The organism is Serratia entomophila (assembly GCF_021462285.1).
GTDB lineage: Bacteria > Pseudomonadota > Gammaproteobacteria > Enterobacterales > Enterobacteriaceae > Serratia > Serratia entomophila.
The window spans coordinates 2,248,285-2,271,268 of the sequence record NZ_CP082787.1; the positions used below are offsets into that span (position 1 = coordinate 2,248,285).

General features: G+C 58.5%; 19 protein-coding genes, 3 tRNA genes and 1 other RNA gene. 13 read left to right on the top strand and 10 right to left on the bottom strand.

Annotated features, from left to right (window positions below; genetic code table 11):
- Positions 1-199 precede the first annotated feature (199 nt).
- Positions 200-2,578, top strand: a complete 2,379-nt coding sequence (ppsA, locus tag KHA73_RS11040; protein ID WP_234590871.1) for a phosphoenolpyruvate synthase — start codon at positions 200-202, stop codon at positions 2,576-2,578.
- A 105-nt stretch (positions 2,579-2,683) separates the two neighbouring features.
- Here ppsA and rprA read toward each other — a convergent pair.
- Both rprA and ydiK read right to left on the bottom strand, forming a co-directional pair.
- Positions 2,684-2,793: antisense sRNA RprA (gene rprA, locus KHA73_RS11045), an RNA gene on the bottom strand.
- A 259-nt stretch (positions 2,794-3,052) separates the two neighbouring features.
- Positions 3,053-4,153, bottom strand: coding sequence for an AI-2E family transporter YdiK (gene ydiK / locus KHA73_RS11050; RefSeq protein ID WP_234590873.1), 1,101 nt, complete (start codon positions 4,151-4,153; stop codon positions 3,053-3,055).
- 253 nt (positions 4,154-4,406) lie between these two features.
- Between ydiK and ydiJ the strand changes: the two genes are divergently transcribed.
- From ydiJ to arsC, 5 genes are all read left to right on the top strand, one after another.
- Positions 4,407-7,463, top strand: a complete 3,057-nt coding sequence (gene ydiJ, locus KHA73_RS11055; protein ID WP_234590875.1) for a D-2-hydroxyglutarate dehydrogenase YdiJ — start codon at positions 4,407-4,409, stop codon at positions 7,461-7,463.
- Complete coding sequence (gene menI, locus KHA73_RS11060) at positions 7,460-7,876, top strand: 1,4-dihydroxy-2-naphthoyl-CoA hydrolase (protein ID WP_234590877.1); 417 nt, start codon at positions 7,460-7,462, stop codon at positions 7,874-7,876. The genes ydiJ and menI overlap by 4 nt, the downstream gene beginning before the upstream one ends.
- Positions 7,877-8,036: 160 nt before the next feature.
- Positions 8,037-8,387, top strand: a complete 351-nt coding sequence (locus KHA73_RS11065; RefSeq protein ID WP_234590879.1) for a metalloregulator ArsR/SmtB family transcription factor — start codon at positions 8,037-8,039, stop codon at positions 8,385-8,387.
- 113 nt (positions 8,388-8,500) lie between these two features.
- Entirely contained in the window at positions 8,501-9,784 is a 1,284-nt protein-coding gene (locus KHA73_RS11070) for an arsenic transporter (RefSeq protein ID WP_234590881.1), read from the top strand.
- A 66-nt stretch (positions 9,785-9,850) separates the two neighbouring features.
- Positions 9,851-10,279, top strand: coding sequence for a glutaredoxin-dependent arsenate reductase (gene arsC, locus KHA73_RS11075; RefSeq protein ID WP_234590882.1), 429 nt, complete (start codon positions 9,851-9,853; stop codon positions 10,277-10,279).
- 51 nt (positions 10,280-10,330) lie between these two features.
- Here arsC and KHA73_RS11080 read toward each other — a convergent pair whose 3' ends face one another.
- Complete coding sequence (locus tag KHA73_RS11080) at positions 10,331-10,735, bottom strand: hypothetical protein (RefSeq protein WP_234590884.1); 405 nt, start codon at positions 10,733-10,735, stop codon at positions 10,331-10,333.
- Between the two features lie 523 nt (positions 10,736-11,258).
- Here KHA73_RS11080 and sufA point away from each other — a divergent pair.
- The 7 genes from sufA (at position 11,259) to KHA73_RS11115 (ending at position 18,178) form a co-directional block, all read left to right on the top strand.
- On the top strand, positions 11,259-11,630 hold the full coding sequence (gene sufA, locus KHA73_RS11085; protein ID WP_234590886.1) for a Fe-S cluster assembly scaffold SufA: 372 nt from the start codon (positions 11,259-11,261) through the stop codon (positions 11,628-11,630).
- Positions 11,631-11,644: 14 nt separating this feature from the next.
- On the top strand, positions 11,645-13,141 hold the full coding sequence (gene sufB, locus KHA73_RS11090) for a Fe-S cluster assembly protein SufB (protein ID WP_234590888.1): 1,497 nt from the start codon (positions 11,645-11,647) through the stop codon (positions 13,139-13,141).
- A gap of 41 nt (positions 13,142-13,182) precedes the next feature.
- Positions 13,183-13,929 carry a Fe-S cluster assembly ATPase SufC gene (gene sufC, locus KHA73_RS11095; RefSeq protein ID WP_234590890.1) on the top strand — a complete coding sequence of 249 codons (747 nt, stop codon included), beginning with the start codon at positions 13,183-13,185 and terminating at the stop codon, positions 13,927-13,929.
- On the top strand, positions 13,904-15,190 hold the full coding sequence (sufD, locus tag KHA73_RS11100) for a Fe-S cluster assembly protein SufD (protein ID WP_234590891.1): 1,287 nt from the start codon (positions 13,904-13,906) through the stop codon (positions 15,188-15,190). The genes sufC and sufD overlap by 26 nt, the downstream gene beginning before the upstream one ends.
- Entirely contained in the window at positions 15,187-16,413 is a 1,227-nt protein-coding gene (sufS, locus tag KHA73_RS11105; RefSeq protein WP_234590892.1) for a cysteine desulfurase SufS, read from the top strand. Before sufD ends, sufS begins: the two co-directional genes overlap by 4 nt.
- A gap of 35 nt (positions 16,414-16,448) precedes the next feature.
- Positions 16,449-16,865, top strand: a complete 417-nt coding sequence (gene sufE, locus KHA73_RS11110) for a cysteine desulfuration protein SufE (protein ID WP_234590893.1) — start codon at positions 16,449-16,451, stop codon at positions 16,863-16,865.
- Positions 16,866-17,164: 299 nt separating this feature from the next.
- Entirely contained in the window at positions 17,165-18,178 is a 1,014-nt protein-coding gene (locus KHA73_RS11115) for a L,D-transpeptidase family protein (RefSeq protein WP_234590894.1), read from the top strand.
- A 148-nt stretch (positions 18,179-18,326) separates the two neighbouring features.
- Here the strand turns inward: KHA73_RS11115 and KHA73_RS11120 are convergent, their stop codons facing one another.
- From KHA73_RS11120 to KHA73_RS11150, 7 genes are all read right to left on the bottom strand, one after another.
- Complete coding sequence (locus KHA73_RS11120) at positions 18,327-18,563, bottom strand: major outer membrane lipoprotein (protein ID WP_005165631.1); 237 nt, start codon at positions 18,561-18,563, stop codon at positions 18,327-18,329.
- A 307-nt stretch (positions 18,564-18,870) separates the two neighbouring features.
- Positions 18,871-20,283, bottom strand: coding sequence for a pyruvate kinase PykF (pykF, locus tag KHA73_RS11125; RefSeq protein WP_234590895.1), 1,413 nt, complete (start codon positions 20,281-20,283; stop codon positions 18,871-18,873).
- A 395-nt stretch (positions 20,284-20,678) separates the two neighbouring features.
- Entirely contained in the window at positions 20,679-20,984 is a 306-nt protein-coding gene (locus KHA73_RS11130) for a cupin domain-containing protein (RefSeq protein WP_234590897.1), read from the bottom strand.
- A gap of 105 nt (positions 20,985-21,089) precedes the next feature.
- Positions 21,090-21,166 (bottom strand) — tRNA-Val (locus tag KHA73_RS11135).
- A 19-nt stretch (positions 21,167-21,185) separates the two neighbouring features.
- Positions 21,186-21,262, bottom strand: a tRNA-Val gene (locus tag KHA73_RS11140).
- 20 nt (positions 21,263-21,282) lie between these two features.
- A tRNA-Val gene (locus tag KHA73_RS11145) sits at positions 21,283-21,359 on the bottom strand.
- A gap of 192 nt (positions 21,360-21,551) precedes the next feature.
- Positions 21,552-22,928 carry an MATE family efflux transporter gene (locus KHA73_RS11150; protein WP_234590898.1) on the bottom strand — a complete coding sequence of 459 codons (1,377 nt, stop codon included), beginning with the start codon at positions 22,926-22,928 and terminating at the stop codon, positions 21,552-21,554.
- Positions 22,929-22,984: the final 56 nt, after the last annotated feature.

Sequence of the window (22,984 nt, forward strand, 5' to 3'; positions counted from 1 at the left end):
GTTGGGAACGGTTCCCATGAAAATCAGACGGTTAGGTAATTCTCTTAAAATCCATTTTCTTCAGCCGGTTGATCGATTCACCTTTCCATTTCCTGGGGATCATTGTGCTAGTCTGGTCCAGCTCCGTTTTTAGCGGCGCTGAGATAGCAAGCGAATTAAATCCGTCTATACCCTACTGATAGCAATAAGGATTGTCTCGATGTCCAACAATGGCCCAGACTTGCGGAATGTGCTTTGGTACAACCAGCTTGGCATGCACGACGTTGACCGCGTCGGCGGCAAAAACGCCTCCCTCGGTGAAATGATCACCAACCTTTCCGACTTGGGCGTGGCCGTGCCAAACGGTTTTGCCACCACCGCGCAGGCGTTTAACGATTTTCTCGAACAAAGCGGTGTTAACCAGCGCATCTATCAGTTACTGGATCAAACTGACGTTGACGACGTTGCCCAGCTGGCCAAGGCCGGTGCGCAAATCCGCCAATGGGTGATCGACACGCCGTTCCATGCGGAATTCGAGCGTGAAATCCTCCAGGCGTACCAACAACTCTCCGACGGCCAGCCGGAAGCTTCGTTCGCCGTGCGCTCTTCGGCCACTGCCGAAGACATGCCGGACGCTTCTTTTGCCGGCCAGCAAGAAACCTTCCTCAACGTGCAGGGCATCGACGCCGTGATGGTGGCGATCAAGCACGTATTCGCCTCGCTGTTCAATGACCGCGCGATTTCCTACCGCGTGCATCAGGGCTACGACCACCGCGGCGTGGCGCTGTCCGCCGGCGTGCAGCGCATGGTGCGTTCAGACCTGGCGTCGTCGGGCGTGATGTTCACTATCGATACCGAGTCCGGTTTCGATCAGGTGGTGTTTATTACCTCGGCCTACGGCCTGGGTGAAATGGTGGTGCAGGGCGCGGTGAACCCCGACGAGTTCTACGTGCACAAACCCACCCTGCAGAAGGGTAATCCGGCGATCGTGCGCCGCAACCTGGGCTCGAAGAAAATCCGCATGGTGTACGCGCCGTCGCAGGATCACGGCAAGCAGGTACGCATTGAAGACGTGCCGGAGCAGCAGCGCAGCCGTTTCTCTCTGACCGACGACGAAGTGCAGGCGCTGGCGCACCAGGCGATGCTGATCGAAAAACACTACGGCCGCCCGATGGATATCGAGTGGGCGAAAGACGGCCACACCGGCAAGCTGCTGATCGTGCAGGCGCGTCCGGAAACCGTGCGCTCCAACGAGCAGACCATGGAGCGCTACCAGCTCAACGGCTCCGGCAAAGTGCTGGTGGAAGGGCGCGCTATCGGCCACCGCATCGGCGCCGGCCCGGTGAAGGTGATCCACGACATCAGCGAGATGGACCGCATCCTGCCGGGCGACGTGCTGGTGACCGACATGACCGACCCGGATTGGGAACCGATCATGAAGAAGGCCGCGGCTATCGTCACCAACCGCGGCGGCCGCACCTGCCACGCGGCGATTATCGCTCGTGAGCTGGGCATTCCCGCGGTAGTGGGCTGCGGCCACGCCACCGACGTGTTGAAAGACGGGCAGAAGGTCACCGTCTCCTGTGCCGAAGGAGACACCGGCTTCGTGTACAGCGACATGCTCGATTTCACCGTACAAAGCTCCGAAGTGACCGAGCTGCCGGATCTGCCGCTGAAGATCATGATGAACGTCGGCAACCCGGATCGCGCCTTCGACTTCGCGCGTTTGCCGAACGAAGGCGTGGGCCTGGCGCGGCTGGAGTTCATCATCAACCGCATGATTGGCGTGCACCCGAGGGCGCTGCTGGAGTTCGATCAGCAGACCCCGGCGCTGCAGAACGAAATCCGCGCGCTGATGCAGGGCTATGACCACCCGGTCGAGTTCTATGTCGGCCGCCTGACCGAAGGCATCGCCACCCTGGGCGCGGCCTTCTGGCCGAAGCGGGTGATTGTGCGCCTCTCCGACTTCAAGTCGAACGAATACGCCAACCTGGTGGGCGGCGAGAAGTACGAACCGCACGAAGAGAACCCGATGCTGGGCTTCCGCGGCGCCGGCCGTTACGTGGCCGACAGCTTCCGCGACTGCTTCGCGCTCGAGTGCGAAGCGGTGAAACGCGTGCGCAATGAAATGGGCCTGACCAACGTCGAAATCATGGTGCCGTTCGTGCGTACCGTGGCGCAGGCGGAAGCGGTGGTGGCCGAGCTGGCGCGCCAGGGGCTGAAGCGCGGCGAGAACGGGCTGAAGGTGATCATGATGTGCGAGATCCCGTCCAACGCCCTGTTGGCGGACCAGTTCCTCGAGCACTTCGACGGCTTCTCCATCGGCTCCAACGACATGACCCAGCTGGCGCTGGGGCTGGACCGCGATTCCGGCGTGGTGTCCGAGCTGTTCGACGAGCGCAACGAGGCGGTGAAAGCGCTGCTGTCGATGGCGATCCAGGCCGCCAAACGCCACGGCAAGTACGTCGGCATTTGCGGCCAGGGGCCGTCCGACCATGAGGACTTCGCCGAATGGCTGATGGAGCAGGGCATCGACAGCCTGTCGCTCAACCCGGATACCGTGGTGCAAACCTGGATTAATCTGTCGAAGAAAAAATAATGCCTTAGGGATTATTTGATGTAAAAGCCGCAGCCTGAGGTTGCGGCTTTTTTATTTCCTAATGTAACAAGCAGGTTGGAAAATAAACATATTGTCGAAAAAACAATAAAAAAAAGCCCATCATAGGAGATGGGCAAAGACTACACACAGCAATTCACATGTATGGCATTACATTGTTTAGAAAGGTTGCTTTAAAATCAGTGATTTGAAGCAATAGATGGCCATAATACTAGATTTTTCAGCGCGATTAGTCATTAAGAATCATCCTAATCAATAGCATCGTTACGTTTTATTTTTTCCGGTGTGGTTTTTTTGCCCGACCGGAAAAGAAGTATTTATCCGGCATGTTTAATTAACGCCTGGCGGGTAGCGTATTCTGCCGCATTATATTTTTGCGCATATTACCCAAAGGAGTTAGGAATAATTAAAGGACGGGAAATATATTCTGCCCGGCGTACCGGGCAGAGGAGGGAATTACATCTCTTCCAGATTTTTTTCTACTTCTTTCAGATCGGCGCTTGGCTCCGGCGCTTCGTCCATCCAGGCGGTGAGCAGGCGATAAGACACCGCCAGCACCACCGGGCCGATAAACAGGCCGATCAGGCCGAAGGCCAACAGCCCGCCAATCACGCCGGACAGGATCAGCAGCATCGGCAAATCGGCGCCCATGCGGATCAGTACCGGCCGCAGCACGTTATCCAGCGTGGCCACCACACAGCTCCACACCAACAGCACCGTGCCCCAGGTGGTGTCGCCGGTCCAGTACAGCCAAATGATAGCCGGCACCAGCACCAGCAATGGCCCCAGCTGCGCCACGCAGCAGATGAAGATCAGCACCGTCAGCAGGGTGGCGGCCGGAATGCCGCTTACCGCCAGGCCGATGCCGCCAAGCACCGACTGCACCAGCGCCGTTACCACCACGCCCAGCGCCACCGCGCGGATCGCCTGGCCGCCCAGCAGCACCGCCGCGTCGCCGCGGTCGGCGCCCAGGCGCACCGCAAAGTGGCGAATGCCCAGCGCCACCTGTTCGCCGCGCGCGTACAGCAGCACGCTAAACAGCAGCATTAGCGTGCAGTGCAGCAACAGGCGGCCGATATGCGCCGCCTGCGCCACAAACCAGGTGGCGGTCTGGCCGAAGTACGGCTGCACCTTGGCCAGCAGCGCGGCGCCGCCGGCGTTGACCATGGTGTGGTAGCTGTTATAGGCCCTGTCGCCGATCATCGGCAGGGACTGCAGCCAGGCCAGATCGGGAATATGCAGCTTGCCGGGCGTGCTGGCCCAGGCGATCACCGGGCCGCTGTTGTCCACCAGGCTGCTGATCATCAGCGAGATTGGCAGGATGAACAGCAGGATCAGCAGCAGCGTCATCACCACCACCGCCAGCGAGCGGCGGCCCCACAGCAGCTTTTGCAGCTTGATCAACAGCGGCCAGGTGGCGATCACCACCATGCCCGCCCAGGCAAAGCCGAGAATGAACGGTTGAATGACCCAAAAACAGGCGACGATCATGATGGCGATAAACAGCACGCCGAAAATAATTCGCGGTAAGTCGTAACGCGAGTGCGGAAGTGGCATCAATGGGTTCTCATCCTGGTCAGTTAAATCCTTGGCACCGTTTAATCATGGTGCATCTTGGCCGATTTTCACAGCCAACGGCGCGTTTTTCCGCGCCGCCGACGGTGCGGCAATAAGGGCAATAATGTGAATGCCTTCACTAAACGAGTATGTTAGTTTTTACCATCAATAAAAAATAGGGTGGGTCTGAATAAAGACCCGATTCAGCGTTCATTGGCGCATAAAAAATAGACAGACAGGGTCAAAAAAGCGAATGATCCCACAAATTTCTCAGGCGCCCGGCCTCGTTCAACGGGTGCTCGACTTTTTGGAAGCACTGAAGCAAAACGGATTTAACGGCGATACCGCCACCAGCTACGCCGATCGGCTGACGATGGCGACCGACAACAGCGTGTACCAGCTGCTGCCGGACGCGGTGGTGTTCCCCCGATCCACCAGCGACGTGGCCCTGATAGCCCGCCTGGCGGCGGAAGAGCGCTTCAAGGCGCTGACCTTCAGCCCGCGCGGCGGCGGCACCGGCACCAACGGCCAGGCGCTCAATACCGGCATTGTGGTCGATATGTCGCGCCACATGAACCGCATTCTGGAAATCAACGTCGAACAGGGTTGGGTGCGGGTTGAAGCCGGGGTGATCAAAGATCGGCTCAATCAGTACCTGCGGCCGTTCGGCTATTTCTTCTCGCCGGAGCTTTCCACCAGCAACCGCGCCACCCTGGGCGGCATGATCAATACCGACGCTTCCGGGCAGGGCTCGCTGGTGTATGGCAAAACCTCCGATCACGTGCTTGGTCTACGGGCGGTGCTGCTGGGCGGCGAAATGATCGACACCCGCGCGATGCCGACGCCGCTGGCGGAAACGATTGCCCAGGAAGACACCGCCGAAGGGCGCATCTACCATCGGGTGCTGAACAGCTGCCGCGACCGGCGTGCGCTGATCCTGGAGAAATTCCCCAAGCTCAACCGCTTCCTGACCGGTTACGACCTGCGCCACGTGCTGAGCGACGATCTGCAGACTTTCGATCTGACGCGCATTCTGACCGGCGCAGAGGGCACGCTGGCGTTTATCACCGAAGCGCGGCTGGACATCACGCCGTTGCCGAAGGTGCGCCGGCTGGTGAACGTGAAATACGATTCCTTTGACTCCGCGCTGCGTAACGCGCCCTTTATGGTGGAAGCCAAGGCGCTGTCGGTGGAGACTATCGACTCCAAGGTGCTGAATCTGGCGCGGGAAGACATCGTCTGGCATTCGGTGAGCGAATTGATCACCAATGTGCCGGACAAAGAGATGCTCGGTCTGAACATCGTGGAGTTCGCCGGCGACGACAAAGAACTGATCGACGGCCAGATGGAAAGCCTGTGTCGGCGGCTGGATGAGCTGATTGCACAACGGCAGGGCGGCGTGATTGGTTATCAGATCTGCGGCGATCTGGCGGGCATCGAGCGCATCTATAACATGCGTAAAAAAGCCGTTGGCCTGTTGGGCAACGCCAAGGGGCAGGCCAAACCTATCCCGTTCGCCGAAGATACCTGCGTGCCGCCGCAACATCTGGCGGATTACATCGTCGAGTTCCGCCAACTGCTGGACGGCCACAACCTGAGCTACGGCATGTTCGGCCACGTCGACGCCGGCGTGCTGCACGTGCGGCCGGCGCTCGACATGTGCGATCCGCAGCAGGAGGTGCTGATGAAGCAGATTTCCGACCAGGTGGTGGCGCTGACCGCCAAATACGGCGGTCTGTTGTGGGGTGAACACGGTAAAGGGTTCCGCGCCGAATACAGCCCGGAATTCTTCGGCGAAACGCTGTACGAAGAACTGCGCCGCATCAAGGCGGCGTTCGATCCGGATAATCGACTCAACCCGGGCAAGATCTGCGCGCCGCTGAACCTGGATGCGCCGATGATGAAGGTGGATGCGGTAAAACGCGGCACTTTCGATCGCCAGATCCCGATTGCCACCCGCACTTCGTTCCGTGGCGCGATGGAATGCAACGGCAACGGCCTGTGCTTCAACTTTGACGTGCGCAGCCCGATGTGCCCGTCGATGAAGATTACCGGCAACCGCATTCATTCGCCGAAGGGGCGGGCAGCGCTGGTGCGCGAGTGGCTGCGCCTGCTGTCAGAGCAGGGGGTCGATCCGCTGGCGCTGGAAAAACAGCTGCCGCAGCAGCGCCTCAGCTTCCGCGGCCTGATCGAAAAAACCCGCAACAGCTGGTACGCCGGCAAGGGCGAGTATGACTTTTCGCATGAGGTGAAAGAGGCGATGTCCGGCTGCCTGGCCTGCAAAGCCTGCTCCACCCAGTGCCCGATCAAAATAGACGTGCCGGGCTTCCGCTCGCGCTTCCTGCAGCTGTATCACACCCGCTACCTGCGCCCGGCGCGCGACTATATGGTGGCCGGAGTGGAGAGCTACACGCCGCTGATGGCCAGGGCGCCGAAGGTGTTCAACTTCTTCTTCCGCCAACCCTGGGTGCGCGAAATGAGCCGCAGCGCCATCGGCATGGTCGATCTGCCGATGCTGTCCAGCCCGACGCTGCGCCAGCAGCTTTCCGGCCACAGCGCCGTCACCCTGACGCTGGAACAATTGGAAGGGCTGAGCGCCGAACAGCGCGAACGGCACGTGCTGGTGGTGCAAGATCCGTTCACCAGCTATTACGACGCCAAAGTGGTGGCGGACTTTGTCCGGCTGGTGGAAAAGCTCGGTTATAAACCGGTGCTGTTGCCGTTCTCGCCGAACGGCAAGGCGCAGCATATTAAAGGTTTTCTCACCCGCTTTGCCCGCACCGCGCGCAAAACCGCCGACTTCCTCAACCGCGTGGCGCAGCTCGGCATGCCGTTGGTGGGGGTCGATCCGGCGCTGGTGCTGTGCTATCGCGATGAATACAACGAGATCCTCGGCGAACGACGCGGTGATTTCCAGGTGCAGCTGGTGCACGAATGGCTGCAGCAGTTGGTGGCGGAACGCGCCGAACAGCCGGCGACCGGCGAACCCTGGTACCTGTTCGGTCACTGCACCGAGACCACCGCGCTGCCGGCCAGCGGCCAGCAGTGGGCGGCGATCTTCGCCCGCTTCGGCGCCAAACTGGAGAACGTCAGCGTCGGCTGCTGCGGCATGGCCGGCACCTACGGGCATGAAGTGAAGAACCTGCAGAACTCGCTCGGCATTTATGAACTATCATGGCATCCGGCGTTGCAGCGCCTGCCGCGGCAACGCTGCCTGGCGACCGGCTATTCCTGCCGCAGCCAGGTGAAGCGTATCGAAGGCAACGGCGTGCGCCACCCATTACAGGCACTTCTGGAGATGATTGTGTGAAACTGTGGAAACGTGAAACGTCGCTGGAGCAACTGAACCGCGCCGGCGAAGGCTGTATGGTCAGCCACGTGGGGATTGAGTTTACCCAACTGGGCGATGACTTCCTTGAGGCCACCATGCCGGTGGACGGCCGCACCCGCCAGCCATTCGGGCTGTTGCACGGCGGGGCGTCGGTGGTGCTGGCGGAGTCGATGGGTTCTATGGCCGGTTACCTGTGCAGCGAAGGCGAGCAAAAGGTGGTGGGGCTGGAGATCAACGCCAACCACCTGCGGGCGGTGTTTGATGGCCAGGTGCGCGGCGTGTGCCGTGCGCTGCACGTTGGCCGCCGGCACCAGGTGTGGCAGATTGAGATTTTCGACCCGCGCGATCGCCTGTGCTGCACATCGCGCCTGACCACCGCGGTGATTGACTGACGGTCCCTTCCCGCAGGCGGTTCGCCTGCGGGTTCGCCTTTGGCGCCGCGAGCATGACCACCTCTGAGATTCTATGTTTATAAATTCGTTTTTTCGAATATGATGTTGACATCGAGAGAAAAAATAATACTGTGGGTAGAAGTAACCCGAGGTGATGAAAATGGCTTTAACGGCCCTGCAGCTTTTCAAAAATCTGTCTGATGAAACACGTTTGAAAATAGTCCTGCTTCTACGGGAGTTGGGCGAGCTCTGCGTCTGTGAACTTTCAGGTTCACTCGAGGAGTTGCAACCCAAAATATCACGACATCTTTCGATGCTCCGTGAAAGTGGATTGTTGATGGATAGACGCGATGGGAAGTGGATCCACTATCGGCTTTCACCGCATATGCCTGCCTGGGCTGCGGCCGTCATTGAACAAGCCTATCTGAGCCAGAAAGACGACGTCATTCAATTGGCTCGACGTGTTGCCCGCAATAATGCAGCTACCGGCGGCAAGGCTGTCTGCCTCTAGTTAACGAAATTTTTTGCTTTTTCATATTCGATTTTTCGAATGTATTTGACGCTGTGTCGTTTTGACGGGGAATGCTTCTCAAACGGGGGAGAACCCAGGCTATCGGAGGTTGTATGGGGTTGGCAGCGGCGATTTTTGTCCTGACTATTGTTCTGGTGATTTGGCAACCGAAAGGGTTGGGGATCGGTTGGAGCGCCATGCTGGGCGCGGCACTCGCTTTGCTATGTGGCGTCGTGCACTTCGGCGATATTCCCGCCGTGTGGCATATCGTCTGGAACGCCACCGCGGCCTTTATCGCCGTCATTATCATCAGCTTGTTGCTGGACGAGTCCGGCTTCTTTGAATGGGCGGCGCTGCATGTGGCGCGGTGGGGCAACGGGCGGGGGCGCTGGTTGTTTACTTATATTGTGTTGTTGGGGGCGGCGGTTGCCGCGTTGTTCGCCAATGATGGCGCCGCATTGATACTGACGCCCATAGTGATCGCCATGCTGGTGGCGTTGGGCTTCAGTCAAGGCGCTACGCTGGCGTTTGTGATGGCCGCAGGGTTTATCGCGGACTCGGCCAGTTTGCCGCTCATCGTGTCGAATCTGGTCAACATCGTCTCGGCCGATTTCTTTAAGCTGGGATTCAATGAATACGCTTCGGTGATGGTGCCGGTCGATATTGCCGCGATCGTCGCTACGCTGGCGATGCTGCACCTGTTTTTCCGCAAAGATATCCCGGCTACCTATGAATTATCCAAATTAAAAGCCCCAAAAGAGGCGATCCGCGATCCGCAGACATTCAAAACGGGCTGGGGTGTGCTGCTGCTGTTGCTGATTGGGTTCTTCGGGCTGGAGCCGTTGGGCGTTCCGGTCAGTTTGGTGGCGGCCGCCGGCGCCTTGATTCTGTTTATCGTGGCTAAGCAAGGGCACACCATCAATACCGGCAAAGTGCTGCGCGGCGCGCCCTGGCAGATCGTCATTTTTTCTCTGGGCATGTACCTGGTGGTTTACGGATTGCGCAATGCCGGGCTCACCGATTACCTGTCATCGATACTCAATGGCTTTGCCGGGCAGGGCCTCTGGGCCGCCACTTTGGGAACCGGTTTCCTCACGGCGTTCCTGTCTTCCATCATGAACAATATGCCAACGGTGCTGGTGGGCGCATTGTCCATCGACGGCAGCGTTGCCACCGGCGTGACTAAAGATGCGATGATCTACGCCAATGTCATCGGCAGTGATTTGGGCCCTAAAATCACCCCTATCGGCAGCCTGGCGACCTTACTGTGGCTACACGTGTTGGCGCAAAAGGACATCAAAATCACCTGGGGATATTACTTCCGGGTGGGCATTGTCATGACGCTGCCGGTGCTGTTTGTCACGCTGGCGGCCCTGGCATTGCGTTTATCCGTGTAGAAAAAATGCCTTTACTCAGCCAACCGCCAGCCGCGAATAGCGCTGGCCAACCTTAGAGAGTGATGTATGAGCGCTATTACGATTTATCACAACCCGGCCTGCGGCACGTCGCGCAATACCCTGGAACTGATCCGCAATAGCGGCGTGGAGCCAAGGGTAATTTTGTACCTGGAGACGCCGCCAAGCCGTGATGAACTGGTCAAACTCATCGCCGATATGACGATCAGCGTGCGCGCCCTGTTGCGTAAAAATGTGGAGCCTTATGAGCAGTTAGGGTTGGCTCAAGCGAAATGGAGCGATGACCAATTGATCGATTTCATGCTCCAGCAGCCGATTTTGATTAACCGGCCTATTGTCGTGACGCCCTTAGGCACCAAACTGTGCCGGCCTTCCGAAGCGGTGCTGGATATTTTACCGGATGCGCAAAAGGGCGAATTCACCAAAGAAGACGGCGAAAGGGTGATCGACGCGCAAGGGCGGCGCGTAGCCAAATGATTTTCCCTCATCCGGACTATTTACCCGATAATTTCATCTCATCAGCCGCCATTACAGCTGGAAAGGCACCCGCTTGACGAAGTCCTTTTGGAAAGCGTTGGCCTTTTCCCAGGTGCCTTCCATCGCATATTTCTGGCAGATCAGCGTCAGCGTATGGCGGGCAAAGTGGTAGCTCTGTACCCGAAACAGCTGGCAGCGCTGCGGGTTGTTGATCTCCACGATCAGCCGGTTGTGCAGCTTGCTGAGCGCATGCAGATAGCTTTCGTCGTCGCCGTTCTCCAGGCACAGATTGGCCATGGTGAGGCTGACGCTGTTGTAGCGCTTCAGGTGGTTAACGTTGCATTCCGGTCGCCTGAGCGCCGCCTCCGCCATGTAGAAATCTACCGTGGCGTCCCGCACGCTGAATTTGTAGTCATCAATCTTGCCCAGCAGCCATGCATTGATCGAAATAGTCATTTGCCCGCGCTCAAATTACAATTGAATGATAATCATTATCATATTTACTGCTGCGTTTGCGATCAATCCTTCTGTTGAATTTTTTATTGGCCGCTGGGGTGCAATAGGCCGGCGGCGACCCAATATACTCAGTAACGACTAAACTTTATCCCATGGGGCGGGCTGAAAATACCGGTTATTGCCGTTAAACGCATTTTTACGACAGACAAAATACAGAAATAGGTATTTTCTATGAATGTTTAAATCGGCAATGTTCCGCGCTGCTGTAAAGCCGGCGGGCCACCGGGGAAAGCGGTACGGTGATGCAGGATGTGCAATAAATTCATAGGGATAAAATGAACTCCTTTCCGCAATATCGCGCCAGGCGCCGCAGCTGTCCCGCGCGCTTGCCGCACGCCGCAGCGGAAAAGCGCGCCGGCGACGGATACCCCCGCAAAACAAACGGTTGAAGTGATAATCGTTATCACTAACATATAAGCAACCCAGATTGGCTGTGGTCAAACACGAGTGTGAGGTAGACCCTATGCAAACGGAAAATGTCGGCACTTTTTCTCTGGATGAAAATGTCTGGCAAGGCATTGCGCTCAGCGATAGCGCCGTACAACAAATTACTAAACTGATGCAACAGGATCCGCAGGTGAAGGGGCTGCAGCTAGGGGTGAAGCAATCCGGCTGCGCCGGGTTCGCCTATGTGCTGGATCTGACCCGCGATCCGGCCGATGACGACCTGCTGTTTGAGCGTGAAGGCGCCAAACTCTATGTGCCGTTGAAAGCCATGCCGTTTATCGATGGCACCACGGTGGATTTCGTCCGTGAAGGGCTGAATCAGATATTCAAATTCAATAACCCTAAAGCTCAGCATGCCTGCGGGTGCGGCGAGAGTTTTGGCGTTTGAGCGATGCAATCAACATGACACGAAGCAATGTAGAAATGCCTAATGAAGTACAGGCTTGGGTCAGCGAAGGTCGCTATAAAGAAGGTTTCTTCACTCAGCTGGCCACCGATGAGTTGGCCAAGGGCATCAACGAAGACGTGGTGCGCGCCATTTCGGCCAAGCGCAACGAGCCAGAATGGATGTTGGAATTCCGTCTCGAGGCCTATCGCGCCTGGCTGCAGATGGAAGAGCCCCACTGGCTGAAGGCCAACTACGATCGCCTGAACTACCAGGATTACAGCTATTATTCGGCGCCCTCCTGCGGCAGCTGCGACGACGCCTGCGGCTCACAGCCCGGCGCGGAGCAACAGCCTGGCGCCGCGACGGAAAAAGACTACCTGACCAGCGAAGTGGAACTGGCGTTCAATCAGCTCGGCGTGCCGGTGCGCGAAGGCAGCGAGGTGGCGGTGGACGCCATCTTCGACTCGGTGTCGGTGGCCACCACCTACCGTGAAAAGCTGGCGGAAAGCGGGGTGATCTTCTGCTCGTTCGGCGAAGCCATTCAGGAATACCCGGATCTGGTGCGCCAATACCTGGGCCGCGTCGTGCCGTCCAACGATAACTTCTTCGCCGCGCTGAACGCCGCCGTGGCCTCGGACGGTACCTTCGTCTACGTGCCGAAGGGCGTACGCTGCCCGATGGAGCTGTCGACCTATTTCCGCATCAACGCCGCTAAAACCGGTCAGTTCGAGCGCACCATTCTGATCGCCGACGAAGGCAGCTACGTCAGCTATATCGAAGGCTGCTCTGCGCCGGTGCGCGACAGCTACCAGCTGCACGCGGCGGTGGTGGAGGTTATCCTGCACAAAGACGCCGAGGTGAAATATTCGACGGTGCAAAACTGGTTCTCCGGCGGGGAGAGCAAGGGTGGCATCCTGAACTTCGTCACCAAGCGTGCGCTGTGTGAAGGCGCCGGCTCAAAAATGTCCTGGACCCAGTCGGAAACCGGCTCGGCGATCACCTGGAAATACCCGAGCGTGATCCTGCAGGGCGACAACTCGATCGGCGAATTCTTCTCGGTGGCGCTGACCAGCGGCCATCAGCAGGCGGATACCGGCACCAAGATGATCCACATCGGCAAAAACACCAGGTCGACCATCATCGCCAAAGGCATCTCCGCCGGGCACAGCGAGAACACCTATCGCGGCCTGGTGAAAATCCTGCCGGGGGCGGAAAACGCCCGTAACTTTACCCAGTGCGACTCGATGCTGATCGGGCCGGACAGCGGCGCCCACACCTTCCCGTACGTTGAAGCGCGCAACAACAGCGCCCAGCTGGAACACGAGGCGACCACCTCGAAGATCGGCGACGATCAGCTGTTCTACTGCCTGCAGCGCGGCATCAGCGAAGACGACGCCATCTCGATGATCGTCAACGGCTTCTGTAAGGACGTGTTCTCCGAGCTGCCGCTGGAGTTCGCCGTCGAGGCGCAGAAACTCCTGGCCATCAGCCTGGAACACAGCGTGGGCTAACCGCCGAATTTTTAGCGCACAGCGCTACCTGAGGACACTGCATGTTAAGCATCAAGAATTTGAAAGTCAGCGTGGAAGGCAACGAGATCCTCAAAGGTCTGGATCTCGAGATCAAACCGGGCGAGGTGCACGCCATCATGGGGCCGAACGGCTCGGGAAAAAGCACGCTCTCCGCCACCCTGGCCGGCCGTGAAGAGTATGAAGTGACCGAAGGCGAAGTCAGCTTCAAAGGTAAGGATCTGCTGGAGCTGGATCCGGAAGACCGCGCGGGCGAGGGGGTATTTCTGGCGTTCCAGTACCCGGTGGAAATTCCCGGCGTCAGCAACCACTTCTTCCTGCAGACCTCGGTCAATGCGGTGCGCAAGTACCGTGAACAGGAGCCGCTCGACCGTTTCGACTTCGCGGACTTTATCGAAGAGAAAATCGCGCTGCTGGATATGCCGCCCGACCTGCTGACCCGCTCGGTTAACGTCGGCTTCTCCGGCGGCGAGAAAAAGCGCAACGACATCCTGCAGATGGCGGCGCTGGAGCCGGATCTGTGCATCCTCGACGAAACCGACTCCGGTCTGGACATCGACGCGCTGAAGATCGTCGCCAACGGCGTTAACTCGCTGCGCGACGGTAAGCGCGCGTTCATCATCGTCACCCACTACCAGCGCATTCTGGACTACATCAAGCCGGACTACGTGCACGTGCTGTCCCAGGGCCGCATCGTTAAATCCGGCGATTTCTCGTTGGTGAAACAGTTGGAGGAGCAGGGTTATGGCTGGCTTGCCGACGAACAATAATTCACGCGCGCTGCAGCAGCTGTACAGCCTGTTCGAAGCCCGCGGCGGCGAACACTCCGCCCATGCGCTGGCGCACTGGCAGCAGGCGCTGCGCCTCGGTTGGCCGACGCGTAAGCACGAAAACTGGAAATACACCCCGTTGGAAGGGCTGCTGGAGCAGCGGTTCCTCGATCCGCAGGCCGAGCCGGTCACCGCAGCGCAGCGCGACGCGCTGGCGCTGAACATCGAGGCTTATCGCCTGGTGTTCGTCGACGGCCGTTTCAGCGCGGCGCTCAGCGACAGCGATCTGGGTGATTACCAGTTCGATTCGGCCGCCTACGGCATCCCGCAGGCGCTGCCGGAGCCGATTCAGCCGGAAGTGTTCCTGCATCTGACCGAAAGCCTGGCGCAGGAAACCAGCATCATACGGCTGGCGGCCGGCAAGACCGCGGCACGGCCGCTCTATCTGCTGCACATCAGCAGCGGGCGCGGAACCGAGGGTGAGGTGAATACCGTCCATCATCGCCATCATCTGGAGATTGCGCGCGGCGCGCAGGCCGAGGTGATCGAGCATTACGTCAGCCTGGACGGCGCCGCGCACTTCACCGGCGCGCGCCTGACCGCCAACGTGGCAGACAACGCCGCGCTGCGGCACTGCAAGCTGGCGTTCGAGAGCCAGCCGAGCTACCACTTCGCCCATAACGATCTGGTGATTGGCCGCGATGCGCGGGTGAAAAGCGACAGCTTCCTGCTGGGCGCCGGTTTGACCCGCCACAACACCAGCGCGCAGCTGAACGGTGAGGGGGCCAGTCTGGCCATCAATAGCCTGGTGCTGCCGGTCGGCAAAGAGGTATGCGATACCCGCACCTATCTGGAGCACAACAAAGGCTACTGCGAAAGCCGTCAACTGCACAAAACCGTGGTCAGCGATCGCGCCAAAGCGGTGTTTAACGGCATGATCAAAGTGGCCAAGCACGCGATCAAGACCGACGGCCAGATGAACAACCACAATCTGCTGCTGGGCAAGGTGGCGGAAGTGGACACCAAGCCGCAGCTGGAGATCTACGCCGACGACGTCAAGTGCAGCCATGGCGCCACCGTCGGGCGCATCGATGAGGAGCAAATGTTCTACCTGCAGTCGCGCGGCATCGACCAGCACGCGGCGCAGCAAATGATCATCTTCGCCTTCGCCGCCGAACTGACCGAAGGCATCGCCAATGAAACCATCCGTGAATGGGTGCTGGCGCGCATCGCGCAGCGCCTGCCGGGGGAGGCCGCATGAGTTATCCGATTGAGCGCGTGCGCAGCGATTTCCCGCTGCTGGCGCGCGAGGTCAACGGCAGGCCGTTGGCCTACCTCGACAGCGCCGCCAGCGCGCAGAAACCGCAGGCGGTGATCGACCGCGAGCTGGATTTTTATCGCCATGGCTATGCCGCGGTGCACCGCGGCATCCACACCCTGAGCGCCGAGGCGACGCAGGAGATGGAAGCGGTGCGAGAAAAGGTGGCGCGGTTTATCAACGCCGCCTCGCCGGAAGAGACGGTGTTCGTCAAGGGCACCACCGAGGGCATTAATCTGGTGGCCAACAGCTTCGGCCGCCACTTGCTGCAGCCGGGCGACAGCCTCATCATCACCGAAATGGAACACCACGCCAACATCGTGCCCTGGCAGATGGTGGCGCAGGAGCGCGGGCTGAACCTGCGGGTCTGGCCGCTGCAGGCGGACGGCACCCTGGATCTGGCGCAGCTGCCGGGCCTGATCGACCCGTCGACCAAGCTGCTGGCGCTCACTCAGGTGTCCAACGTATTGGGCTGCGTCAATCCGATCGGTGAAATCATCGCCCGGGCCAAGGCGCTGGCGCCGGCGTTGAAGGTGCTGGTGGACGGCGCGCAGGCGGTGATGCATCAGCGGGTTGACGTGCAGGCGCTGGGCTGCGATTTCTACGTGTTCTCCGGTCATAAGCTGTACGGGCCTTCCGGCATTGGCATTCTGTACGGCCGCCGGGCGCTGTTGCAACAGATGCCGCCGTGGGAAGGCGGCGGGGCGATGATCCAGCAGGTCAGCCTGACCAACGGCACTACCTTCGCCGAACCGCCGTGGCGCTTTGAGGCCGGTTCGCCCAATACCGCCGGCATTATGGGGCTGGGGGCGGCGATCGACTACGTCAATGCGCTGGGGCTGGAGGCGATCCACGACTACGAGCAATCGCTGATGCACTATGCGCTTGAGGCGCTGCAGCAGGTGCCGACGCTGAAAATCTACGGCCCGGCGGATCGCGCCGGGGTGATAGCCTTTAATCTGGGCGAACATCATGCCTATGACGTCGGCAGCTTCCTCGATCAGTACGGTATCGCCATTCGCACCGGCCATCACTGCGCTATGCCGCTGATGGCGTTTTATCAGGTGCCGAGCATGTGCCGCGCCTCGCTGGCGTTATATAATACGCGGGAAGAGGTAGACCGGCTGGTGGCCGGTTTGCAGCGTATTCATCAGCTATTGGGCTAGGCCGGGGCGAACCCGGCGTAACTGAAAGGATCCTCATGGCGAATTTGCCGGACAAAGATAAATTGGTGCGTAATTTCTCCCGCTGCCTGAATTGGGAGGAGAAGTACCTGTACGTGATCGAGCTGGGCGCTAAGCTGCCGGCGCTGGACGACGCCGAGCGCCGGCCCGGCAACCTGATTTCCGGCTGCCAGAGCCAGGTGTGGATAGTGTTGAACCGCAGTGAGCAGGGGCTGGTGGAGTTTCACGGCGACAGCGATGCGGCGATTGTCAAAGGGCTGTTGGCGGTGGTGTTTATCCTTTACCAGCAGCTGACGCCGCAGCAAATTGTCGATCTCGACGTGCGGCCGTTCTTCGCCGAGCTGGCGCTCAGCCAGCATCTGACGCCGTCGCGCTCTCAGGGGCTGGAGGCGATGATCCGCGCCATCCGCGGCAAGGCCGCCCTGCTGGCCTGAGCCGATTTCCCTCTGAATTTATAAAGACTCATTGGTTTATTGCTATTGTCAATGAGTCTTTACAATCCCTTCACGCCATCCCCTTGTTTGTGCTAATTCAGTGACATATCAGCAGCTTATCTCTTGACGAACGCTTGACAATCGCATGCGGCAATTACGTTATAACATGTTGATTTTTAGAGGACTTATTGCCTTTGGTGCCAGCGTTGCTAGTATTAATCAGGTATTGTCTGATTTACCCACCGCCAAGTGCTCGTTAGCCTTGAGGCCGAACCGTAATAAAAAATATAGGGATGATAATGAAACGTGCGTTGAGTTTAATGGGCATGCTATTTGCCACCGTACTGACCGGCACCCAGGCTGCCAGCGCGACCGAGTATCCGCTGCCGCCGCCGGACAGCCGCCTGATCGGCGAGAATACCACCTATACCGTGCCGAACGACGGTCGCCCGCTGGAAGCGATCGCCGCCGATTACAAAATTGGCCTGCTGGGCATGCTGGAGGCCAACCCTGGCACCGATCCCTTCCTGCCAAAGCCGGGCAGCGTGCTGACCATTCCAACCCAGATGCTGCTGCCGGATACCAAGCGTGAAGGGATTGTCGTCAACCTGGCGGAGCTGCGCCTGTATTACTATCCGAAAGGCGAGAACAAGGTGATCGTCTATCCGATCGGTATCGGCCAGACCGGCATGCATACGCCGCTGCAGGTAACGTCGGTCAGCCAGAAGATCCCTAACCCGACCTGGACGCCGACCGCCAATATCCGCAAGCGCTATCAGGCTAAGGGCGTAACGCTGCCTGCGGTGGTGCCGGCCGGCCCGGAAAACCCGATGGGGCTGTTCGCCATGCGCCTGGCGATGGGCCACGGTGAGTACCTGATTCACGGCACCAACGCCAACTTCGGCATCGGCATGCGCGTCAGTTCCGGCTGTATCCGCCTGCGCCCGGCGGATATCGAGGCGCTGTTCAATATGGTGCCGCGCGGTACCCGCGTGCAGGTGATCAACGATCCGGTGAAGATTTCGGTTGAGCCGGACGGCAAACGCTATGTGGAAGTGCATCAGCCGCTGTCGCGCGTAGAGAGCGACGACCCGCAGACCATGCCGATCGCCTTGTCCAAAGACGAGAAAAGCTTTGCTGCCGATGGCCAGACCGATAAGGCAGTGTTCGACAGCGCGGTTGTACGCCGCTCAGGGATGCCGGTACTGGTTAACCTGGGGCAGAACCCGTCCGAGGTGAGTTTGACGCCTGCAGCGGCTCCTGCGGCGAATAAAAGCCCATTCGGCGGGGCACCTATCAGTTCGGTGAATTAAATACGAGATAAGGCTGAGAATTTGCCAAGGGGTTCAGCGCGCTGAGCCTCTTTTTTTTGCGTTGCAATGGGTGAAACGGTGGGGTTGGGGGAGTTGCGGCCAAAAAAAACGGCGCACAATGTGCGCCGTTTCAATAACCGAAGCTATCTTACTTTTTGTAAGCGTGAGCTTGGTTGTCCAGACGCTGGTTAGCGCGTGCTGCGTCGTCTTTAGCTGCTTGAACGTCAGAACGGATTGCGTTCACGTCGTTGCTCAGCTGGTCAACTTTAGCGTTCAGAGTCTGAACGTCAGAAGACAGTTGATCGATTTTAGCGTTGCTAGAGCAGCCTGCCAGCATAGTGGAAGCCAGGATTACCGCGCCCAGTACCAGTTTAGTACGATTCATTATAACACCCTCTAGATTGAGTTAATCTCCATGTAGCGTTACAAGTATTACACAAACTTTTTTCGAAAGAGAATAATTTTTTTGTATTGAGGCGCTTTATTTTGATCGTTCGCTCAAACTTGCATCTGCTTTTACAAAATAGTTAAAAAAACGAGGGAAAACAGCCGGATTCCATGGGACTACTCTGATTTGTAATTAGCCAAATAATGAGCAGTGCACGGTTGCGTTTTTGAAAAAACTGTTTACTGCTGCTAAAAAAAACGCCGCAAAGCGGCGTTTTCGTCAAGACAATTATGTCACGTTTATATTAAAGCACGTGTACCGAGGCGGTATTGGTGGTGCCGCTTGGCACCAGCGCGCCGGAAACCATCACCACCACGTCGCCTTTTTGCGCCAGGCCGCTGGCCAGCGCGGCTTCTTTGCCGATGCGGTAGAAGTCGTCGGTAGAGGCGATTTCCTTGACCATCTGCGGGATCACGCCTTTGCTCAGGATCAGCTGGTGGGCGGTGACTTCGTTGGTGGTCAGCGCCAGGATCACCGCGTTCGGGAAGTATTTGCGCACGGATTTGGCAGACTTGCCGCCGCTGGTGGCAACGACGATCAGCGGCGCGTCCAGCTTCTCTGCGGTTTCGACCGCGCCGCGGCAGACGGCTTCGGTGATGCGCAGTTTACGGTTGTCGTTCAGGCTGTCGATGCGGCTCGGCATCACGCGATCGGTGCGCTCACAGATGGTCGCCATGATGGTGACCGCTTCCAGCGGGTATTTGCCCTTGGCGCTCTCGCCGGACAGCATAACGGCGTCGGTGCCGTCCAGAATGGCGTTGGCTACGTCACCGGCTTCCGCACGGGTAGGGCGCGGGTTCTTGATCATCGAATCCAGCATCTGGGTTGCGGTGATCACCACTTTGCGCGCGCGGTTGCATTTTTCGATCATCATCTTCTGCGCGAAGATAACTTCTTCTACCGGGATCTCAACGCCCAGATCGCCGCGGGCAACCATGATGCCGTCGGAGGCTTCCAGAATTTCGTCGAAGTTGTTCAGGCCTTCCTGGTTTTCGATCTTGGAGATGATCTGGATCTGCTCGCCGCCGTGGGCTTTCAGGTGTTCACGGATCTCCAGCACGTCGGAACGCTTGCGGATGAAGGACGCAGCAACGAAATCCACGCCTTGTTCGCAACCGAAGATCAGGTCGCGTTTGTCTTTTTCCGCCAGCGCAGGCAGTTGAATGGAAACGCCCGGCAGGTTAACGCCTTTGTTTTCGCCCAGGTCGCCGTTGTTCAGCACCTTACAAACCACTTCGTTTTCGGTCACGTTGATGACTTCCATGCCGATCAGGCCGTCGTCAACCAGCACGGTGTTGCCGATTTTCAGGTCTGCGGAGAAGCCGGCGTAGGTTACCGCAACGCGTTCGCCGTTGCCGATCACGCTCTGGTCGGTGGTGAAGGTGAAGGTTTGGCCGGCGATCAGAGCTGCGTCTTTGCCGCCTTCCAGTTTCATGGTGCGGATTTCCGGGCCTTTGGTATCCAGCAGAATACCGGCATTCAGGCCGGTTTTAGCCATTACGGCGCGCATGTTCTTGATGCGGTTGCCGTGCTCTGCATAATCGCCGTGGGAGAAGTTGAGACGCATAACGTTCATGCCCGCGTTCAACAGGTTGGTCAGCATTTCTTCCGATTCGGTTTTTGGACCGATGGTACAAACAATTTTGGTCTTTTTCATGACGGAGTTTTCTACAAGTTGTGATGGATAAAAAAACGAAGTAAACCGGTGGCAAAGCCACGGGTAAGGAATTTGAATCGTGCCTGGTGGTGCAAAACATCGTTAAGGATAGGTGACGACAGTTGAAGTGGTGCGGAAAAATTCGGCCCGCGCCGGGGTGCGGGGATGCTGCGCAACGGGGTGAGGTGACAATATGTTGTTATTGCGTTTTCGCAGATCAAGGGCTGAAACCATTCAACTGAAAGACGTTGCGCATTATAAAGGCTAAGCGGCGGGAAACAAAATAAAAAACCGCTGGCCTCTATCCGATCCGTTAAATCGCCAGCAAATGTGGCGCAAATGTTCATCTTCTGAGGGCGGTTGTTGCGCAAATAACCTTGCTGTGCGTGGCGCAATCACGTGGTCTGGGTAATCTCCAGCAGAGTACCGGCCGCCAGGCAGAAGCAGCCGCTGGCGACGTTGGCCGGAACCTCCAGGGTTTCCCCGGTGAGCAAGATTTGCGTGTCGCCGCCGACGGTGAACTCGAACTCGCCCGATAACACCCGGGTTTGCAGCGCGCGATCGCGCTTTTGCAGTTGGCCGAAAGCGCCGGCCGCGAAACGCACTTCCACCGCCGCCAGGCCGTCGCTCATCGTGCCTTCGCGCCGGGCCAGGCCATTATCCAGCGGCTGAAAAGCGGTCTTGGCGATAAATGTGGTCATAATGCACTCCTGATGGGCGAGGGAGACTAAGGGTAACGCAACCTTGGGCGGAGATAAATCAACGGAAGTTTTGCACGGAAGGGAAGAACCGGTGATGGCAAATTTTGGTGCGTCCGAGTGGACTCGAACCACCGACCCCCACCATGTCAAGGTGGTGCTCTAACCAACTGAGCTACGGACGCACTGTATTGCTTCAGATTTTGGTGCGTCCGAGTGGACTCGAACCACCGACCCCCACCATGTCAAGGTGGTGCTCTAACCAACTGAGCTACGGACGCACTGTACTGCTTCAGGAATTTGGTGCGTCCGAGTGGACTCGAACCACCGACCCCCACCATGTCAAGGTGGTGCTCTAACCAACTGAGCTACGGACGCATCTTTTCCTGTCTGTCATGGCTGACAGCGGGGACGAATATTAACGAGCTACCTGCCTGCTGGCAAGGGGAAAAGCGCAATTTTATCCGGTATTTCACGCGATTGCTGCGCTTGTGTGCAGTCAGGCGGTTTTTTCCGCAAAGGCTGACGAGGAAGCCGGCGGCCGGAGAGAAATCGGCCGCCGGCAAGGGGTTAGCGGGTCGAGCGTTGCAGGATTAACGCCGCCGGCTGCTTCTGCAGCCAGCGCATGCGCAGCGCCATCATAATGGCCGCGAAGGTCAGGCCGATGATAAAGCCGAACCAGAAACCGCTCGGGCCCATCGCCGGCACGACGATGTCGGTCAACGCCAGCAGATAGCCGCTCGGCAGGCCCAACACCCAATAGGCGATAAAGGTGATGAAAAAGATCGAGCGCGTGTCCTTGTAGCCGCGCAGGATGCCGCTGCCGATCACCTGAATCGAATCGGAGATCTGATAAATCGCCGCCAGCAGCATCAGGTGCGAAGCCATCGCCACCACCGCCGGGCTGTCGTTGTACAGCAGGGCTATCTGTTCGCGGAAAGTGGCGGTGAACAGCGCGGTGCAGGTCGCCATGGCGATCCCGACGCCGATGGCCGAGTAGGCGGCCACGCGAGCGCCCTCCACCGAGCCTTGGCCCAGGCTGTAGCCGACGCGGATAGTGGCGCCGACCCCGAGGGACAGCGGCAATACAAACATCAGTGCGCTGAAGTTGAGCGCAATCTGGTGCCCGGCGACGGAAACAATGCCCAACGGCGAGACCAGCAGCGCCACCACGGCGAACAGCGTCACTTCGAAGAACAGCGCCAAAGCCACCGGCAGGCCGATGCCGACCAGGCGTTTGAGCGCCGCCCAGTCCGGTGCGCCGTTATCGCTTTCCTGCCGTTTGATATCGCGTTGCGACGGCGCATGCGTGACGTACCAGCGCATCAGCAGGAACATAATCCAGTACACGCTGCCGGTGGCCACGCCACAGCCAACGCCGCCCAGTTCCGGCATGCCGAACAGGCCGTGAATGAAGACGTAGTTGATCGGAATGTTAACCAACAGGCCGATAAAGCCGATCACCATGCCCGGTTTGGTTTTGGACAAGCCTTCGCACTGGTTGCGCATCACCTGGAAGAACAGATAGCCCGGCGCGCCCCACATGATGGCGTGCAAATAGCCGACCGCTTTGTCCGCCAGCTGCGGATCGATATTGTGCATCATGTCGATGACGAACTTGCAGTTGTACAGCACCGCGATCAGCAGCACCGAGACGCCGGAAGCCAGCCAGAAACCCTGGCGCACCTGGTGAGCGATGCGGTCGCGGCGGCCTGCGCCGTTGAGCTGGGCGATAACCGGGGTCAACGCCAGCAACAGCCCGTGGCCGAACAGGATCGCCGGCAGCCAGATCGAGGTGCCGACCGCGACCGCCGCCATATCCGTGGCGCTGTAGGCGCCGGCCATAATGGTATCCACCACGCCCATTGCGGTTTGTGATATTTGCGCGATGATCACCGGGATAGCGAGAGCCAATAAACTACGCGCTTCAATTAAGTACTTCTGCACGCATACACCTTTCTATTTATTTATGATGGAGGGAGGGTCGTCGCGAGAGGACAACA

Bases quoted from the DNA above. Each gene is read 5' to 3' on its own strand.
- KHA73_RS11115 (WP_234590894.1), top strand. From the start codon at position 17,165: ATGAAACGTGCGTTGAGTTTAATGGGCATGCTATTTGCCACCGTACTG.
- ppsA (WP_234590871.1), top strand. From the start codon at position 200: ATGTCCAACAATGGCCCAGACTTGCGGAATGTGCTTTGGTACAACCAG.
- sufE (WP_234590893.1), top strand. From the start codon at position 16,449: ATGGCGAATTTGCCGGACAAAGATAAATTGGTGCGTAATTTCTCCCGC.
- KHA73_RS11070 (WP_234590881.1), top strand. From the start codon at position 8,501: ATGGGGTTGGCAGCGGCGATTTTTGTCCTGACTATTGTTCTGGTGATT.
- KHA73_RS11120 (WP_005165631.1), bottom strand. From the start codon at position 18,563: ATGAATCGTACTAAACTGGTACTGGGCGCGGTAATCCTGGCTTCCACT.
- pykF (WP_234590895.1), bottom strand. From the start codon at position 20,283: ATGAAAAAGACCAAAATTGTTTGTACCATCGGTCCAAAAACCGAATCG.
- sufS (WP_234590892.1), top strand. From the start codon at position 15,187: ATGAGTTATCCGATTGAGCGCGTGCGCAGCGATTTCCCGCTGCTGGCG.
- KHA73_RS11065 (WP_234590879.1), top strand. From the start codon at position 8,037: ATGGCTTTAACGGCCCTGCAGCTTTTCAAAAATCTGTCTGATGAAACA.
- KHA73_RS11130 (WP_234590897.1), bottom strand. From the start codon at position 20,984: ATGACCACATTTATCGCCAAGACCGCTTTTCAGCCGCTGGATAATGGC.
- ydiJ (WP_234590875.1), top strand. From the start codon at position 4,407: ATGATCCCACAAATTTCTCAGGCGCCCGGCCTCGTTCAACGGGTGCTC.
- sufB (WP_234590888.1), top strand. From the start codon at position 11,645: ATGACACGAAGCAATGTAGAAATGCCTAATGAAGTACAGGCTTGGGTC.
- arsC (WP_234590882.1), top strand. From the start codon at position 9,851: ATGAGCGCTATTACGATTTATCACAACCCGGCCTGCGGCACGTCGCGC.
- KHA73_RS11080 (WP_234590884.1), bottom strand. From the start codon at position 10,735: ATGACTATTTCGATCAATGCATGGCTGCTGGGCAAGATTGATGACTAC.
- sufA (WP_234590886.1), top strand. From the start codon at position 11,259: ATGCAAACGGAAAATGTCGGCACTTTTTCTCTGGATGAAAATGTCTGG.
- sufD (WP_234590891.1), top strand. From the start codon at position 13,904: ATGGCTGGCTTGCCGACGAACAATAATTCACGCGCGCTGCAGCAGCTG.
- sufC (WP_234590890.1), top strand. From the start codon at position 13,183: ATGTTAAGCATCAAGAATTTGAAAGTCAGCGTGGAAGGCAACGAGATC.
- ydiK (WP_234590873.1), bottom strand. From the start codon at position 4,153: ATGCCACTTCCGCACTCGCGTTACGACTTACCGCGAATTATTTTCGGC.